Below are 16,202 nucleotides of genomic sequence, written 5' to 3' on the forward strand. Positions count from 1 at the left end.
CATTAACGCAAAGAGGCGCACCCCGCAAGGTGCGCTTCTTTCTTTCGTGTCCAAAAACTCTAACCGCTGTGCACCATAACGCGATTTTTGCCCGCGCGCTTGGCGGCATACAACGCCTCGTCCGCCAGCTCCACCAGCTGAAAGCCATTTTCGAGCGACTCGTTCATCGAAGCCATTCCTACGCTGATCGTCAGCGGCTGATTCTCCCACTCTTCCGTCGCAACCCGCTGCATTACCCGTCGGGCAAGGCCCATGGCGCTCTCTTCGCCACTCTCCGGGAGGAGGACGACAAACTCCTCTCCTCCGTAACGCGCGGGCAGATCAGGCAGTCGCACTGTCGTTCGTAGAATCATGCCCAGTCGCCGCAGGACTTCGTCACCCGCCGCGTGGCCCCACCGATCATTGATAGTTTTGAAGTCGTCAACGTCGATCAGAAGGACAGAAAGTTCCCGCTTTCTTCGCCGCGCCAGTGAAAACTCCATGACCAGGCGTTCCTCAAATGACCTGCGGTTGCGCAAACCCGTTAGTTCGTCGGTGACAGCTAGCTTTCGCAGCTGATCGTTTGCGTCTTCGAGCTCACGATGATAGCGCTCCAGCTCGGCCTGATGAGCCACCTCCTCGGACACGTCGACGGCAACGCCTGCCAGCAGGACGTTACCCGCCGAATCGTGACAGGGAAACTTGAAAGATCGTAGCGAGCTAACAGACCCGTCGGAGTTCCGAATGTGCTCTTCGGTCTCGACCATCTTTCCGCCAGCCATCACTTCGAGATCATGAGTCCGTACGGATTTGGTCAGCTTTCTGGACCAGAGCTGTTCGTCGGTTCGCCCAAGCCAGGCATATTCGCTGACGCCAAACCTTTGCGCGAAACTGCGATTGTAGAAGAGCAAACGTCCCGCAGCATCTTTGATGTAGCTCAGAAACGGACTGGCATTCATGAATGCGCGAAACAACTCTTCACTGGCGCGGAGTCCGGCGCTCGCTCTTTCTTTCTCCGCCAATGCCTGCTCCAGCGCCCGCCGCTGCACTATCGCCTGTAGCCGAAGACTTATCTGTCGTCCGAATATCTCAAGAGCCTCGGATTGATCCTCGCTGAGGATGCGAGGGGACATGTCGACTACACAGAGAGTCCCGATCGGCTCGCCGTCGGAGTCATGCAGACTCACTCCGGCAAAAAACCGTATCGCCGGATCCAGAGTTACCAGGGGATTGCTGGAAAATCGGCTATCAAGCAGAGCGTCCTTCACCATGAAGAGTCCGTTCTGCCGGACCGCGTGCGCACAGAAGGCTACCTCGCGCGGTGTTTCACCCATCTTCAGCGTTTCGGACGCACGATACCATTGGTGTCGCTCATCGAGCAGCGTCACCAGGCCGAGTGGAGTTCCGCAGAGACAGGCAGCAAGCCTAACCAGTTCGTCACATTCAAGCTCTGGCTGGGAGTCCAACAAATCACGTGTCCAGATCGCCCTTAAGCTAGCGGCTTCAGCTTCTGTTCGACGCACGCTCATCGATCACCGTAAAATTAGAACTAAGAATAACTGCGGTAACTTGCATATACTAGAGGCAATTTCAAGTGCTTACGAAAGTAACCTCGTACTCTATTCCCATTGTGGGAAATATTGGCGGCGGTAGTCCGAATTTGCTATAGGTCCGACCAAATTTCGTTGGTATTACGCCCCCGCCTTGCTGATCCCCTCACCCTGCTCTAATCTAGAGACAATCATGTATGAAGACTTTAAAGTAACCGACCGCTGGACCGGGAAGACCTTCACTGCGTATGGAAGGGGACCATCGTGGCCATCGCGACGCGCCATGCCGACGCCACCGACATCCGCTTTGCAGTCAATGGCAAACCTGTCTGGATCGCCATGCCAAACCTGGCTTGGGTCGAGCAAAAGCGCCGTACAGGGTATGTCATTACCGATTATCTTGCCGCGCAGACCGCCGGTCGATATCTGCAGCACGCGGTCGAGTCTGGATACGATAATGGCCGCGAGATGTATACCATGACTGTCGATGAGGTCCTCGAACACGCCAGCGCCGTCGTAAAAGAAGCTGGCCGCACCGACAATCTTCCAAGTCTTCCCGTCATCAACGAGAATATGCGTGCCGAAGACGAGTTGGGCATACACCTTCCAGGCGAACCAGCATAACCTCCCAGGGGTTTGGTCCATGTTCACGCGCCGCCGATTCCTTGTCTTGTTTCCTGCCTTCACGGCCTCTGCGCGCTCCTTTGCCGCCTGGCCCACTCGCAAAAGAAAGTAGTCCCGCCGCCCCCGATTCATGTTTTTTTCGGAACTGACACGAACAAGGGAGTGAGCAAAGGCATTTATCGGTCGATCTTCGATTCCGCCCTTGGTCAACTGACTCCGCCAGTGCTGATTGCTGCCACGGCCCGACCGTCTTATCTTGCCGTGTCGCCTCCCGGCTCGAGCCGCCGCTCACTTTATGCGGTCAATGCCATCAATGATCCTGCCGCGACAGTTACCAGCTTCATGCTGGATCCGGGAACCGGCAACCTGCAGCAAACCGGGCAGGTCCCTTCTGGCGGTGCCGGACCTGCTTATGTTTCGGTAGACTCTACCGGCCACGCTGCCTTTGTAGCTAACTACGTCGGCGCTTCTATCACCTCATATCGCGTCCAGCCGGATGGCACGCTCAGCCAGCCGGTCGAACGCCTCGATTTCAAAGATCATCAGAAGTTTGGGGCACCGGGGCCTAACTCTGCTCGTCAGGAGAACTCGCACCCCCACTGCGTTACGATTTCGCCGGACGACCGCTTCCTCCTGGTTTGCGATCTTGGAACCGACCACATCTCCGTCTTCTACATTCATCCTGAGACTGGCCAACTCTCCGATCCGCACCTGTTCACCAACGAACGTCCAGGGTCAGGACCGCGCCACGTCGTCTTCCACCCCAACGGTCGCTGGGTCTACTGCATCAATGAGATCGACTCCAGCATCGATCGCTGCTTGTGGACAGCGACCCGCTTCAGCAACGCGCCGCAGGGCCTTCTGGTAAATTCCACTTTCTCCGTCAAGACGATCGCGCCGGACTTTCCTGCCGAGAAGAATACCGCGGCTGAAATCGCCATCTCACCCGACGGAAATTTTCTGTACGCCAGCAATCGGGGGAAGATTCTCTGGTCGTCTTTTCGATTGCAAAAAACGGCGACCTTACGCTGCTTCAGCGGATCGCCTGCGGCGGCAAAACGCCTCGCCACTTTACGCTGGATCCGACGGCGCAGTGGCTGCTCTGCGGCAATCAGGACTCCGCAAATGTCACGGTCTTTCGCCGCGACGCCGCTACGGGAAAGCTCTCTGGCCCCGCGCAGACCGTCGCTTTGGATTCGCCGCTCTTTACCCTCTTCGCCTGAGCCGCGAAGACAAGCGGCGACTAACCCTTAGGCAACGTCGCCATGTCGATCACGAAGCGATACTTCACATCGGCCTTTAACACCCGCTCGTAAGCTTCGTTCAGCTTGTCGACCGATGTTAGCTCAATGTCGGAGACGATGTTGTGCTCTGCGCAGTAGTCCAGCATCTCCTGAGTCTGTTTCATCCCGCCGATTCCCGACCCAGCGAGAGAGCGCCGATTGGCCACCACAGAAAACGGAGCCACGGACAAGGGAGTTTCAGGGAGACCCACCAGGCACAGGGTTCCATTCAACCGCAGCAGATTCAGGTACTGGTTTATATCGTGGGGCGCCGAGACACAGTCGAGAATAAAGTCGAAGCTTCCAGCGTGCTTGGCTACAGCTGCGGCGTCTTTCGTGACAACCACCTCATCGGCGCCCAGTTTCTTCGCGTCTTCGATTTTGTTTTCGGATGTCGTGAATTGCACAACATGCGCGCCGAATGAGTGAGCGAACTTCAAACCCATGTGACCCAGCCCACCCAGTCCAACCACGCCAACCTTACTATTCTTTCCGACCTTCCAGTGGCGTAGCGGCGAGTAGGTTGTAATTCCTGCGCACAGCAGCGGCGCTACCGCAGCGAGGTTCAGCTTCGGAGAGATGGTGTGGACGTAATTCTCGTTCACAACGATGTTGTTGGAGTAACCACCGTACGTGACCTCTCCCGCGTAGTCGCGCTTGTTGTAGGTTTCGACCGCACCCTTCAGGCAGTACTGCTGCTCGTCTGCCTTGCAGTTCTCGCACACCCGGCAGGAGTCAACGATCACTCCAACCGCGGCGACATCGCCTACCTTGAACTTCTTCACCGCTCCACCAACGGCCGTCACGTGCCCGACGATCTCATGCCCCGGCACCATCGGATAGATCGAGCCGCCCCATTCATCCCGCGCCTGGTGAATATCCGAGTGACAGATGCCCGAGTAAGCGATCTCGACGACTACATCATTTGCGCCTGGCTCCCGCCGCTCGAAGCTGAAAGGAACGAGTGGCGACTTCTTATCGTGTACAGCGTAACCACGTGATTTCATCTTGTCCCCTTTTGTCTTTGCATAATGATTAGCAGCTATTCAGAGATGTCTATTTTTGCGCAGGCTCCGCTCGATTTGCCGGCTTACTCGTCGTAGTGAAGCAGGCTCAGTACGTCGTACTCCTGAAACTTCTCGCGGCCCTTCAGAAAGTCGAGTTCGATCGCAAACCCAAGTCCCGCGATCTCGCCGCCGAGCTGCCGTACCAGCTGCACCGTCGCCTGCATGGTGCCGCCAGTCGCCAGAAGATCATCCACGATGACGACGCGCTCGCCCGGTTGAATGGCATCGAGATGAATCTCCAGAGAGTCGGTCCCGTACTCGAGATCGTAGTTCACCCGAGCCGTCGGCGCGGGCAGCTTCTTCGGCTTGCGCACAGGCACGAATCCCGCGTTGAGGCGATACGCCAACGCAGGACCGAAGATGAAGCCGCGAGCCTCGATGCCCAGCACCAGGTCGATCTCTTTTCCAATGTAGTACTGGGCGAAGGCGTCGATCAGCGTGGCGAATCCCGCTTTATCCTTCAAGACCGTTGTAATGTCGTAAAACAGAATTCCAGGCTTCGGAAAATCCGGCACGGTGCGGATCAGAGTCTTCAGTGGTTCACAGTTAATCGGTAGTGTCATCAGTTCTTACCAGGCTCCCTCAATCTCAAATGGTCCGAGCTGCGCGCCTTCGCTCTCGACCAGTTCGTGTTCCTCAACGGCGTCAACGCGGCTGCCGCGCGAACCATTCCTCAGCGCATTCTTCAACTCGGCAAGTTCTTCTGGTTTACCCGCTGCAACAATCTCGACGTGTCCCTGATCGGTGTTCCGAACCCATCCGCGCAGGCCAATCTCGGCCGCCTCCTGGTGCACAAACCAGCGAAATCCGACTCCTGCACGCGACCTTTTACGAGGTAATGGCACACCATGGAGCCTCCAGTGTCGCAGAGCGGCTACACCCATGCAAGGCGCAGCAGACGAAAGAAAAGGCGGAGCCAGTGACCCCGCCTCTTCTACAAACTAACTTGGTTACGCCCTGCTCATATATGCGCCTTCAGCCGTATCTACGCGAATCTTTTCGCCTTCGTTGATGAAGGGTGGAACCTGCACAACCAGTCCCGTCTCAAGTTTTGCAGGCTTGGTTACCGACGACGCCGTCGCCGACTTGATTCCAGGCTCGGTCTCCATCACGGTCATCTCAACTACTCCCGGAAGCTCGATGCCGACAGCCTTGCCGTCGTAGTAACTGACGCTGATGCTTAGATTCGGAATCAGGAATTCGACTGCGTCTCCAAGCGTTTCGCGTTTCAGCATAGTCTGTTCGAATGCTTCATCCATGAAGTAGTAGTCATCGCCATCGTTGTACAAAAACTCCATCTTCGTCTCGTCGACGATGACGCGATCGATCGGATCCGGCGAACGGAAGCGCTCGATAAACATTGCGCCGGTGCGGACGTTCCGAAGCTTCGCCTGGATGAAGGCGCGCAGGTTTCCCGGCGTGCGGTGCTCCACTGAAAAGACCAGATGAAGGTCGTTGTTGTGCTTGATAATCATGCCCGGGCGCATCTGCGTTGCGGGAATCGACATAAGATAAAAACCCCTGATCTGTGCTGAATTCATCTGTACTGAGAATCTTTGGTGTCGGCATCAACATCTCTGCCGACGAGCCTACAACCCTTTAATTGTAGCTCAGCAGGCCTGCTTCCGCTTTTATTACACCTGTTATCGCCACGTCTCATCCGCTGCCGAAGATCTTCCGGAAGAACCGACCCATTGCATGCGCAAAACCGTGACGAGGCGCTGATGCAGGGGGCGAATTGGGCGGTGGTGTACTCTGCGCAGCCCCGTTCGTAGTCGCTTCTGCAGTGGTTCCCTTCGGATCTGGCACAGCTGCGGGCGTCAGACTATCCGTTCCGCCGCCAGAGCTAAGGGTTGCCGAAACCTGCTCATGCAGATCCCCGGTAGGAGCTTGTGGCACCGCGACTGGAGCCAATCCCGCGCTCACGGCGGCGGGGAAGGGATGCTGTTCGGCCGCAGCCTTCGTCGCATCCCCCGGCGTACTCGGATCGCCCGCGTTCAAGAGCGCGTCGGCCACAGTCACCGCCGGCTCCGGAGGACACCCGCACGAGGAACTCTCATGGTCGACAACCTCTTTCAGACTGCCATGTTCGAACAGCACATGCTGCCCGGCTTTCAGCTCGTAGGTCGCCTCACCAAACTGGTCCGCAATGTTCAAGACGGGAGCCTGTGCTCCGCGATTCTCAACACAGGTGTCGCCGTTCCTCGTCACTCGAAGCTGCAGGTCGAGCGGACCATCGCCACGCATCGTAAAACGCAGGTCCGGCGTCATCACCATATCGTGCGTCGTCGCCGCCATCTGCACCTCAATGGCACCTCGATCCAGAGCCAGCATCAACGGCTGTGAGCCACCCGCTCCTGGCCCGACGTCACATGCAGCCCGCTGGTCGCGCACACGCGGACGGTGCCACCCCGCTTCAACTCAATCTCAGCGGTATGATCTCTCGCCGTGACGGTCGTATTTCCCACCAGAATTGCGCGGCCATTGCTCACTTCGAGCGCTCCCGCGATGTTGGCGTTCTGCACTCCAACCGTGCCGATCGGCTGTTGAGCGCCAGCCGCCTCACATCCGATCGCGAACACAAGAATCAGCCGACGCACCATTACTGCTCCAACCTACATCTTCAGGAAGTTTTGAATGATCTGTTTGCCATGCACGGTCAACACGCTCTCCGGATGAAACTGCACTCCTTCAATCGGCAGCTCGCGATGCCTCAGCGCCATAATCGTCTCGCCATCTGCCGTCCGCGCCGACACCTCCAGCTCTTCCGGCAGCCCCTCCTCCGACACAATCAGCGAGTGGTATCGCGTACACGTCATCGCCGACGGTATCCCCGCAAAGATGGTCTTCCCATCATGCTCCACCTCGCTCGTCTTGCCGTGCATCAGCTTCGGCGCGCGAATCACGTTGCCGCCAAACGCCGCACCGATCGCCTGGTGCCCCAGGCACACCCCAAGAATCGGCACCCTCGGCCCACCGGCCTCCCCCAGCGCGGCGAAGTGCTTGATCAGCTCCATGCTGATCCCCGCATCCTGCGGCGTACAAGGCCCCGGCGAGATCAAGATCCTCTCCGGCCGCAACGCCTCAACCTCCTTCGGCGTCAGCTCATCGTTGCGCCGAATCACCATCTCGGCGCCAAGCTCACCCATATACTGCACCAGGTTGTAAGTAAACGAATCGTAGTTATCCAGAACGAAGACCATAGCAATCCTTAAATTCTACGCCCCACGCAGCCACCCACAGGCAACACCCGCAAGAATGCGCATGTCGAATCTATCTCAAAATTTGCCGACTATCACGGCATCTGCAACTCGTGAACAACGTAATCCGATGGCGGATTGTATTTTTTGACGTCCGGCTCACCACGAACTACGGCAATCAACTCATTTCTAGTCGTCCCGCTACGAGGATCATCGTTAGTTTCGAGGATCACAATCTTGAGTTGCGGACAGTACCATGTCTCGTGGACGACAACAATTGGGTGGTCATTGGAGCCTTTGTTCCGCTGTGTAGCTACTACGCGTGCCTACAGCGGCAACTCCATCGATGGTTTTTGTTCCAAGCTTCTCGATTACGCTACCTGAATCGCTCGGCATAGCTTCAAGGCACGCTTGGCACTGCGCACTAGAAGTCTCATCATTACTCACGTTCTGAGGCCAGTGGATAACCTTCACTTCCTTCGAGCTTGAGTCCCATCTTGTGTCAGTGTTCGCAACCGGATCGTGGATTCGATATAGTATTTCACTCTTGAGAACTCCTTGATAAGTCCAATGGCGCTCGCCCGCGCTGTAGGTACGTCCTTGCGAATCTCGCGCCTCACTTCCGCCCGATTCGCTCCGATTGATTTTTCCATCGGCCAACTTCTCGACAGATGTGAAGTGACGCTGGGCTGAGTAGGGAGTATTCACGATCCTCTCGTCTGTGGCGGCGCTCGAGGAAGTCCCCGTAAGCGTTGTGCCACTCTGCACTAGGGTCGTGACCGAAGGCAATCCCCCGAACGCTGCGAATAGAACCATCGGACAAATCCGTAACATGACATGCCTTGTTGTCGCTGTTTTGTGCTTCACACAAGGATACATAGGCTCTTAAACACCCCGCGCCCGCTCAATCGCCCGCACTACCGCCCGCGCCTTATTCACCGACTCCTCAAACTCCTTCTCCGGGACCGAATCCGCCACAATCCCAGCCCCCGCCTGAAAGTGTCCCTGCTCGCCATTCATATACAGCGTACGAATCGCAATACACGAGTCGAGATTTCCACTGAAGTCCGCATAAAGCACACTCCCCCCATACACCCCTCGCCGAGCCGGCTCCAGCTCCTCAATAATCTCCATCGCGCGAATCTTCGGCGCACCGCTCAGCGTTCCAGCAGGGAAGCACGCACGAAACGCATCCAGCGCCCCCAGCCCAGCTTTTAGCTCGCCCTCCAGCGAACTCACCATATGCATCACGTGGCTGTACCGCTCCACGAACATCAGATCCTTCACCTTCACCGACCCAAACTCACTCACCCGCCCCACATCGTTCCGCCCCAGATCGACCAGCATGATGTGCTCGGCGACCTCCTTCTCATCCGCGCGAAGATCCGCCTCCATCGCCCGATCCTTCACCTCATCCGCACCCCGCGGCCTTGTCCCCGCAATCGGCCGATACTCCACCTCACGACCATGCACTCTCACCAGCAGCTCCGGCGAAGACCCCACAATATGCGCCACAGAAGATCGGGGCGTCGCAGAACCGGATGCCCCACGTCTGGCCTTTGCAGACGTGGGTTTCAACCCAACCCCGGCAGCATCCTCCAGACCAAACCGCAAAAAGTACATATACGGCGAAGGGTTCACAATCCTCAACGCCCGATACACCTCAAAAGCATCCACCCCCGGCACGCAATCAAACCGCTGCGACAGCACACACTGAAACACATCCCCCGAAGCGATGTACTCCTTCGTCTTCTCCACCGCCTTTAGAAACGCAGCCTTCGCAGTCCGCGACGTGATCTTCAACTTCCCCTCAGGCTTCTTCTTCCGCCGCACCGGCAACGCCTCCGCCAGCCGCCTCTCCATCTTGTTCAGCCTTCGCACCGCCCGCTCATACGCACCCTCGCGAGCCTCCCGCGTCAGGTCCGCCGTCACCATCAGGTGAATCTCCTTCTTCACGTGGTCGAACGCCAGAACCTGATCAAAGAACATCAAACAGGCATCCGGAACCCCCAGCTCATCCTTTGCCAGCGAGGGCAGCTTCTCGATCTGACGCACCACGTCATACGCAAAGAACCCCACCGCGCCAGCCGTAAACGGAGGCAGCCCCGGCAACCGCGCCGGAGTATGTCCGCTAAGCGCCCGCTTCAGCTCCTCAAAGATATCCCCCTCGAACGTGCTCTCCCGCCGTCCCTCGCGAACCGTAATCCGCGTCCCCCGCGCCACCATCTTCTTATACGGTTGTATGCCGATGAAGGTGTAGCGACCGACATGCTCGCCGCCTTCTACTGACTCCAGCAGAAACGCCTCCGGTTCCTCCGCCGCAATGCGCAGAAACGCCGAAACCGGAGTCTCCAGGTCTGCCGTCACTGTCCGGTAAACGGGCACCAGCGAATGTTTACGGCTTAATTTTAGAAATTCACCGGCGGGGGAGGGAATTGGAGTCTAGAAAAGGCATGGCTTCCTCCATCATAAATGCAGCTTTATGCATGTTTTATGTCCGGTCGGATAGTCTTGACGATGGCGGCTCCTCCCCCGTTGGTTCGATTGCACATCGTCATTCGGCGAGCCTATACTCCTCGAGTTTGGCCACAGACCGGTCTGGCACAAGCTGTATCCTTGCTTCTAGCGGAGGCACGAGATGGCCGGAGAATCGCTGATACCAGCAACAGAACAAAGGAAAGTAAAAATGCAGACCCTTACGCTCGAGCAGGAGACGAACCCCTGGGAAGCTCAGGCCGCTCGATTCGACTTCGCCGCACGAAAACTCAATCTTGATCAAGGCATCTGGAAGGTCCTTCGCTACCCCTCCCGCGAACTCATCGTTCACATCCCCGTCGGCATGGACGACGGCTCCATCGAAGTCTTCACCGGCTACCGTGTACAGCACTCGGTTGCCCGCGGCCCCGCAAAGGGCGGCATCCGCTACTCCCCTGACGTCTCCCTCGACGAAGTCCGTGCTCTAGCCTCCTGGATGACCTGGAAGTGTGCCGTCGTCAATATCCCCTTTGGAGGTGCTAAGGGCGGCGTCATCTGCGATCCCAAGAAGATGTCTCAGGGTGAACTCGAGCGCATGACCCGTCGCTACACCGCCGAGCTGATCGAGTTCATCGGACCGGAAAAGGATGTTCCCGCGCCCGACATGGGCACCGACGAACAGACCATGGCCTGGATCATGGACACCTACTCCATGCACATGCGCCAGACCGTCAACGCCGTCGTCACCGGCAAGCCCGTTAACCTCGGCGGCTCCCGCGGACGCAAAGAAGCCACCGGCCGCGGCGTCTCCGTCGTCTGCGATGAAGCCATGAAGCATCTAGGCATGTCCATCGACGGCTGCCGCGTCATCATCCAGGGCTTCGGCAACGTCGGCTCCAACTCCGCCAAGCTCCTCTGCCAGAAGGGCTACACCGTCATCGGCATCGCCGAGTACGACGGGGCACTCTACAATCCCAACGGCATCGACATCCAAGCCCTCATCGAGCACCGCAGGAAAGCCGGAACTATCACTGGCTTCACCGAGGCCGAGGCCGTCGACAGACACGAGCTCCTCACCTACAACTGCGAGATCCTCATCCCAGCAGCCACCGAAAACGTCATCACCAGCAAAAACGCCGATCGCATCCGCTGCAAGATCCTCTGCGAAGGCGCCAACGGCCCGACGACGACGGTGGCCGACGAGATCCTCGCCGACAAAAAAGTCTTCATCATCCCCGACATCCTCGCCAACGCTGGCGGCGTCACCACCAGTTACTTCGAGTGGGTGCAGGATCGCATGGGCTACTTCTGGACCGAGGCCGAGGTCAACCAGCGCCTCGACAACATCATGACCGAGAGCTTTCACGATGTCGTCACCTACGCCCAGAACCACAACGTCAACAACCGCATCGCCGCCTACATGCTCGCAATCGACCGCGTGGCCTACACCACCAAACAGCGCGGTATCTATGCTTGAAGCTCATACAACGACAAAATGATGAACAGAGAGGCAGCTGACGAGGCTGCCTCTTTTTGCTATGTCACCCTCGTTTCAATCAAAGCGGTTAGTCCTTCACGGTCACCTTTACTTTGGTAGACACGATGCTCGCAACCGTCCCTGATCCGGTCCCAATGACTCGAATCGTATAATTCCCCGGTTTGGTCCCCAGGTTGGTGCAGGCCCCGCATCCCGTCAGCGAAGCCGTTCCGCCGATTGCAAGGACTGCTACTAGCAAATTCCTAATCGCGCGCCGCCGTTTACCCGGTAAGAGCAACACAACCAGCGCCGCCAGAGTCGTACCCGCAAACGGCAGATCAGCAGTCCGCGATTCAGAATCCGCAACCTGGCATGATCGTGGAGCCATCATGCTCAACTGCAGGGTCGTTGTCCCGCCGCCTCCTGGAATCGTCCCTGCCGCAAACCTGCACGTCGCTTCCGACGGCAGATCGCTGCACGATAACTGAACCGGCTGTAAATATCCCGCCTGAGGAGTCACAGCCACCTGCAGGTTCACCATCCCGCCCACCGTTGTGATCGAAGAACCCGTCACCGAAATACTGAACGCATTCGCTGTCGTCGCAAGTGGCAGTACCGTCACCGTTACCGGTGCGGAGGTCGATCCCTGATGCGTTGAATCTCCTGAGTACACCGCCGTCAGTGTATGTATCCCCACAGCGAATCCGGCGCCTGCACTCGCCGGGCAGCTCGCCGCCTGAGTTACCGGGATCGTGCAAATGTTCGTCGTGCCGTCGAAAAAAGAGATCGTCCCGGTTGGCGTGCTGCCATCACTCGCAGTCACCACCGCGGACCCACTCACTGTCTGTCCGAAGTAGATTGTCGAGGGTGTCGAAATCGTAAAGACGACCGTGGTCGGGATACCGGTTACGGCATGCGTCCCGTTCAACACGACGCCGTGGTAGGTTGAATTCCCGCTGTACTCGGCTGTCAACACATGTCTTCCGATTGGCGTAGTTCCGGAAACTATAACCGAAGCCACACCCCCGCTTACAGCCACGCTCCCCAGCGGCTTGCCGTCGACAGCGAACGTCACAGTTCCCGTTACCGACGGTCCATTCGCTGGAGGAGTGACCTGTGCCATAAGCGTGAAGGTCTCCCCATAGTCTGTCGCATTCGGGGCAGCCGTGAGTCTGCCAGTGATAGTTTGCGTCTTGACTCTGTTGAGCAGCACCGTGATCCCACCGGTAATTACATCATCGCTCTCCGGCGTTGTTCGGCCGATCGCTGGATTCGCAATCACCGTCCCGCCATCAGCAACGACCAGGTCTGTCAATCCATCCTTATTCACGTCTCCAGCGGAGATCGAATTGATTCCCATACCTGCCAGGAAGTGTGCTTCTGCCCCAAACATTCGCCCGCCGAGATTGTTCTGGACGCTCACCACATAACCGTCACTCATCACCAGATCCGGCCGACTATCGCCGTTTACATCGACCACCGTCAGTTGGTAAAAATTTCGCGAGGGCGTCATCAATACGGGCGAAGAGAAGCTTCCATCGGCGTTTCCATACCAGATATAAATCGCGTTCGCTACGGCTGCCGTCGGGTGAGCGTGATCGGCGCTTTGGTTGTCATAGGCCACGATCACATCCTGATTGCCATCTCCATCGAGATCGACTGTCACCGCCGCCGCTTGCACTAGTCCTGCTGCCAGTGGCGCTCTCGGCAGCCCCGCAATTTGAGGGTCCGCGGCAACACCCACCTGCGCGGTCGTCGGTGTTGCGGTAGTGGAAAACGTTCCGTCTCCATTCCCGTGCAGCAGGAGAGCCTGCGAAGCAGAAACATTCACGACGGCATCCAGATTGCCCGATCCGCTGAACTCCCCCAAAGCTCCGCTCAACGCCGGCTGTCCTGCCGCAAACGCGCGAGAACTCCCGAGCCCTCCATCCGCACTCCCCAACAAAATCGCAATTCCTTCAGGCGAGTCAACTGCCACATCCATCAAGCCATCGCCGTTGAAGTCCGCAACTGCGAAGCTCATCCGCCCCGGTCCCGCGTTGTAGATTCCCTGCAGTCCAAGGCTCAAATCGCTCTGTCCAAGCAGAACACTCATGCCAGCCGGAGTCGCTGTATAAAAATTGTTTCGCCCAGCAATATCAATTACCGCGACAAGATGTCCCCCAAACCGGTCGTCGCATCTGCGCTCCCACTTCCGCCCTCGGAGGTCGTCGAAAAACTTCCATCCGCGTTTCCATGAAAGATCTCAATCCGCCCCTCGACTCCCTCCAGCACTAGATCGGGATGTCCGTCGCCATCGACGTCATGTAACAGCATGCTCTGCACCGCTCCTGATCCCGCATAGGTGCCGGAAGCGGTCAGCAGCCCATCCGTCGAGCCAAGGAAGACATCTGCTGCGCCGCCGGTGACGGACTGAATCACCAGATCGGTGTGACCATCCCCGTTTAGATCTGCCGTTGCCATCGGCCCCACGCCGTTTGCGAGTTGTGTCCCGACGATCCTCACCAGCGTTCCGCTCTCGTCCATCGTCAGCGTAATCAACGAAGGGTTCGCAGCATCCTCCACCAGCAGATCCATGTAACCCGTATCGTGCAGCTGCGCTCCCATCACGTAGCGGAACTGCGGTGCATTCGTTCCCACAATCGCGAAGGTGCCAAGCTCCTGCGCCGGCGCAAAGGTTCCGTCCCCTCTTCCCAGCGCCAGATAAGCTTTGCCGAGTCCAACCGCACCCCAAACCCATGCGAGATCAACATGCCCGTCATGATTGAAGTCCGCAACAGCAATCGACGCCCCCGCTGTGGCAAATGTCTCCCCAGGGGCGAAGGTTCCATCCCCGTTACTCAGCAAAATATGAGTTGTCGATGCGGTTGCGGTCGCGCCATGGTCGGTATAGATCAGGTCGGCCCTGCCGTCTCCGTTCAGATCTGCGGCCACAATCCCCGACGGCCAACTCCCGTCGTAATCACCAGAGGCTGTTGAAACTGCTGGGCCGTCGCAGCCAGGGCAACAAGGCTCAGAGCGCAGAGTGCAATCGTCTTGGGCAAGACACTTCGAATCGGCATATCGACGCTCGGACTACTTCTCTATCGGCGTCATGGAAAGAACAGAGAGGAGCTTCTGACAGGAAGGGTTTATGGAAGAGCTCCCATTTATTGGAGGGCAACGAAAGTGGCCTCAGAGCCGTCGAAACACCAGCCTGTTCCGCTAAAGTCTTCAGCTATCTTGTCGATAGCCGTCAAGGAGGTGCAGTTCTTGCTCGATGCGGCCGCTTCCGGGTGCATCGCCGGGACTTGCTCGGTGGCAACAACCAACCAAAACGCAAAATCACGCTCGCGCAAGACCGTAGGAGTATGCTCCGTACGGAAGCGCGCCCCGCAACCGCAGGCTGCCATTAGCCTTTCCCACTTTCACGCGTCTTACTGTGGCAGAATGCTATTGTGCCGCGTACTCCTGCTGCGGACCGTGTAACCTCTCGATGAACCTGCCCAACTCCATCACGATGAGCCGTATCGCATGCGTTCCTCTGCTCATCTGGATACTCTCGCCCGCCTTCCCCTTTTCCGGCGGCCACGGAGCGGTGGGCCTGCGCGGCGGCGAGCAGGAGATCATTGCCAGCATCGTCTTCATCCTTGCCGCCATCACGGACGGCCTCGACGGCTACCTCGCCCGCCGGCGCAAACAGATCACTACCATGGGCATGCTGCTCGACCCCTCGCCGACAAGCTCATGGTCACCGCCGCGTACATCATCCTGGTGGCCTACAACCCTCGCGTGGTCCCACCCTGGATCGCGGTCCTGGTCATCAGCCGCGAGTTCCTGGTCTCAGGCCTCCGCAGCATCGCCGCGACCGAAGGCTTCACCATTGAAGCCAGTGAGATCGGCAAGCTCAAAACCGTCATCCAGATTGTCTCGGTCGTCGCGGCAATCCTCGCCCACCGCTGGGACTACTGGAACTGGGGCGGCTACATCGTAGGCGTTCACTTCATCGCCGTCACCGCAATCTACTGGATGACCATCGTCTCGATCATCTCCGCGGTCGACTACTTCATCGGCTTCTGGAAGAAGATAGACCACGCCTCCGACAAACGCCGCAAGCGCCGCAGCTTCGTCCTAAGCCGCAAGCCCAAGCCCGTGCCCCCGGCAGAGCACCCTTCCCGCATCTCCTAATCTGCCAAGCGCGTCGCGTCCAACTGGGAAGCCCAAGCCAATTCCAGCTTCAGTTGAGTCAACAGCAGCCGCACTGAGCCCGACAGCTTCATCGAGGCGTCTTCCAGGAGTCCTGGCAACATGGCATCCAGATGGCACCGTCCCTTCCGCACAGTGATCCCGCGTTCCAGCAGCAAGCCGCGAATCTGATTGACGACTGCCGTGCGACGCATCACGCACCCGATGCAGGGACTGAAGATCCAACTGATCATCGGTCTTGATCGGCACGAACCGCATCCTGGGCGACCCACCGCCTCGGCATCGATATAGTCCCTATTGTTCGTCTTCACGTACGGCTTCACATATCGAGCGCCGAGAGTAATTGAGATCCTGCAGAGTAG

General features: G+C 57.9%; 17 protein-coding genes and 1 pseudogene. 4 read left to right on the forward strand and 14 right to left on the reverse strand.

The window, feature by feature from the left end:
• Positions 1-59: 59 nt before the first annotated feature.
• On the reverse strand, positions 60-1,448 hold the full coding sequence (locus RBB80_RS13730; protein WP_433968761.1) for a diguanylate cyclase: 1,389 nt from the start codon (positions 1,446-1,448) through the stop codon (positions 60-62).
• Positions 1,449-1,793: 345 nt separating this feature from the next.
• Here RBB80_RS13730 and RBB80_RS13735 point away from each other — a divergent pair, with 345 nt between their 5' ends.
• Positions 1,794-2,153 (forward strand): hypothetical protein, encoded by a 360-nt coding sequence (locus tag RBB80_RS13735; RefSeq protein WP_433968762.1) that lies wholly within the window; start codon positions 1,794-1,796, stop codon positions 2,151-2,153.
• A 12-nt stretch (positions 2,154-2,165) separates the two neighbouring features.
• Positions 2,166-3,407 (forward strand): lactonase family protein, encoded by a 1,242-nt coding sequence (locus RBB80_RS13740; RefSeq protein WP_433968763.1) that lies wholly within the window; start codon positions 2,166-2,168, stop codon positions 3,405-3,407.
• Here the strand turns inward: RBB80_RS13740 and RBB80_RS13745 are convergent.
• From RBB80_RS13745 to trpE, 8 genes are all read right to left on the reverse strand, one after another.
• Positions 3,397-4,443, reverse strand: a complete 1,047-nt coding sequence (locus RBB80_RS13745; protein WP_433968765.1) for an NAD(P)-dependent alcohol dehydrogenase — start codon at positions 4,441-4,443, stop codon at positions 3,397-3,399. The two genes, RBB80_RS13740 and RBB80_RS13745, sit on opposite strands and share 11 nt — an antisense overlap.
• An 83-nt stretch (positions 4,444-4,526) precedes the next feature.
• Positions 4,527-5,066 (reverse strand): adenine phosphoribosyltransferase, encoded by a 540-nt coding sequence (locus tag RBB80_RS13750; RefSeq protein WP_179585596.1) that lies wholly within the window; start codon positions 5,064-5,066, stop codon positions 4,527-4,529.
• Positions 5,067-5,072: 6 nt separating this feature from the next.
• Positions 5,073-5,297: an acylphosphatase gene (locus tag RBB80_RS13755; protein WP_433968767.1), complete on the reverse strand. Its 225-nt coding sequence runs from the start codon at positions 5,295-5,297 to the stop codon at positions 5,073-5,075.
• 156 nt (positions 5,298-5,453) lie between these two features.
• Positions 5,454-6,011 carry an elongation factor P gene (efp, locus tag RBB80_RS13760; RefSeq protein ID WP_433969664.1) on the reverse strand — a complete coding sequence of 186 codons (558 nt, stop codon included), beginning with the start codon at positions 6,009-6,011 and terminating at the stop codon, positions 5,454-5,456.
• Between the two features lie 148 nt (positions 6,012-6,159).
• Positions 6,160-6,837 carry a hypothetical protein gene (locus RBB80_RS13765; RefSeq protein WP_433968769.1) on the reverse strand — a complete coding sequence of 226 codons (678 nt, stop codon included), beginning with the start codon at positions 6,835-6,837 and terminating at the stop codon, positions 6,160-6,162.
• Entirely contained in the window at positions 6,837-7,106 is a 270-nt protein-coding gene (locus RBB80_RS13770) for a hypothetical protein (RefSeq protein ID WP_433968771.1), read from the reverse strand. Before RBB80_RS13770 ends, RBB80_RS13765 begins: the two co-directional genes overlap by 1 nt.
• Before the next feature lie 12 nt (positions 7,107-7,118).
• The gene (locus RBB80_RS13775) at positions 7,119-7,706 is read right to left on the reverse strand and encodes an anthranilate synthase component II (RefSeq protein WP_433968773.1); all 588 of its coding nucleotides are present in this window, start codon (positions 7,704-7,706) and stop codon (positions 7,119-7,121) included.
• Positions 7,707-8,588: 882 nt separating this feature from the next.
• Positions 8,589-10,088 (reverse strand): anthranilate synthase component I, encoded by a 1,500-nt coding sequence (trpE, locus tag RBB80_RS13780; protein WP_433968775.1) that lies wholly within the window; start codon positions 10,086-10,088, stop codon positions 8,589-8,591.
• A gap of 301 nt (positions 10,089-10,389) precedes the next feature.
• Between trpE and RBB80_RS13785 the strand changes: the two genes are divergently transcribed.
• Positions 10,390-11,655, forward strand: a complete 1,266-nt coding sequence (locus tag RBB80_RS13785; RefSeq protein ID WP_433968777.1) for a Glu/Leu/Phe/Val family dehydrogenase — start codon at positions 10,390-10,392, stop codon at positions 11,653-11,655.
• 88 nt (positions 11,656-11,743) lie between these two features.
• Here RBB80_RS13785 and RBB80_RS13790 read toward each other — a convergent pair whose 3' ends face one another.
• The 4 genes from RBB80_RS13790 to RBB80_RS13805 form a co-directional block, all read right to left on the reverse strand.
• Positions 11,744-13,750: an Ig-like domain repeat protein gene (locus tag RBB80_RS13790; RefSeq protein WP_433968778.1), complete on the reverse strand. Its 2,007-nt coding sequence runs from the start codon at positions 13,748-13,750 to the stop codon at positions 11,744-11,746.
• A 47-nt stretch (positions 13,751-13,797) separates the two neighbouring features.
• Complete coding sequence (locus RBB80_RS13795; RefSeq protein WP_433968779.1) at positions 13,798-14,589, reverse strand: FG-GAP repeat domain-containing protein; 792 nt, start codon at positions 14,587-14,589, stop codon at positions 13,798-13,800.
• Entirely contained in the window at positions 14,574-14,717 is a 144-nt protein-coding gene (locus tag RBB80_RS13800; protein ID WP_433968781.1) for a hypothetical protein, read from the reverse strand. The genes RBB80_RS13795 and RBB80_RS13800 overlap by 16 nt, the downstream gene beginning before the upstream one ends.
• Positions 14,718-15,087: 370 nt before the next feature.
• Positions 15,088-15,273, reverse strand: coding sequence for a hypothetical protein (locus tag RBB80_RS13805; protein ID WP_433970166.1), 186 nt, complete (start codon positions 15,271-15,273; stop codon positions 15,088-15,090).
• On the opposite strand from RBB80_RS13805, the pseudogene pgsA reads away from it, so the two are divergent.
• Positions 15,191-15,822 (forward strand): annotated as a pseudogene (gene pgsA / locus RBB80_RS13810) (CDP-diacylglycerol--glycerol-3-phosphate 3-phosphatidyltransferase). The gene RBB80_RS13805 and the pseudogene pgsA overlap by 83 nt on opposite strands.
• Here pgsA and RBB80_RS13815 read toward each other — a convergent pair.
• The gene (locus RBB80_RS13815) at positions 15,819-16,034 is read right to left on the reverse strand and encodes a hypothetical protein (protein ID WP_433968783.1); all 216 of its coding nucleotides are present in this window, start codon (positions 16,032-16,034) and stop codon (positions 15,819-15,821) included. The pseudogene pgsA and the gene RBB80_RS13815 sit on opposite strands and share 4 nt — an antisense overlap.
• Positions 16,035-16,202 lie beyond the last annotated feature (168 nt).

Source organism: Tunturiibacter gelidiferens (assembly GCF_051013345.1).
Taxonomy (GTDB): domain Bacteria; phylum Acidobacteriota; class Terriglobia; order Terriglobales; family Acidobacteriaceae; genus Edaphobacter; species Edaphobacter gelidiferens_A.

Bases quoted from the DNA above. Each gene is read 5' to 3' on its own strand.
- RBB80_RS13790 (WP_433968778.1), bottom strand. From the start codon at position 13,750: ATGAGTGTTCTGCTTGGACAGAGCGATTTGAGCCTTGGACTGCAGGGA.
- RBB80_RS13775 (WP_433968773.1), bottom strand. From the start codon at position 7,706: ATGGTCTTCGTTCTGGATAACTACGATTCGTTTACTTACAACCTGGTG.
- RBB80_RS13815 (WP_433968783.1), bottom strand. From the start codon at position 16,034: ATGCGTCGCACGGCAGTCGTCAATCAGATTCGCGGCTTGCTGCTGGAA.
- RBB80_RS13785 (WP_433968777.1), top strand. From the start codon at position 10,390: ATGCAGACCCTTACGCTCGAGCAGGAGACGAACCCCTGGGAAGCTCAG.
- efp (WP_433969664.1), bottom strand. From the start codon at position 6,011: ATGTCGATTCCCGCAACGCAGATGCGCCCGGGCATGATTATCAAGCAC.
- RBB80_RS13805 (WP_433970166.1), bottom strand. From the start codon at position 15,273: ATGCTGGCAATGATCTCCTGCTCGCCGCCGCGCAGGCCCACCGCTCCG.
- RBB80_RS13750 (WP_179585596.1), bottom strand. From the start codon at position 5,066: ATGACACTACCGATTAACTGTGAACCACTGAAGACTCTGATCCGCACC.
- RBB80_RS13765 (WP_433968769.1), bottom strand. From the start codon at position 6,837: ATGCTGGCTCTGGATCGAGGTGCCATTGAGGTGCAGATGGCGGCGACG.
- RBB80_RS13745 (WP_433968765.1), bottom strand. From the start codon at position 4,443: ATGAAATCACGTGGTTACGCTGTACACGATAAGAAGTCGCCACTCGTT.
- RBB80_RS13800 (WP_433968781.1), bottom strand. From the start codon at position 14,717: ATGCCGATTCGAAGTGTCTTGCCCAAGACGATTGCACTCTGCGCTCTG.
- RBB80_RS13770 (WP_433968771.1), bottom strand. From the start codon at position 7,106: ATGGTGCGTCGGCTGATTCTTGTGTTCGCGATCGGATGTGAGGCGGCT.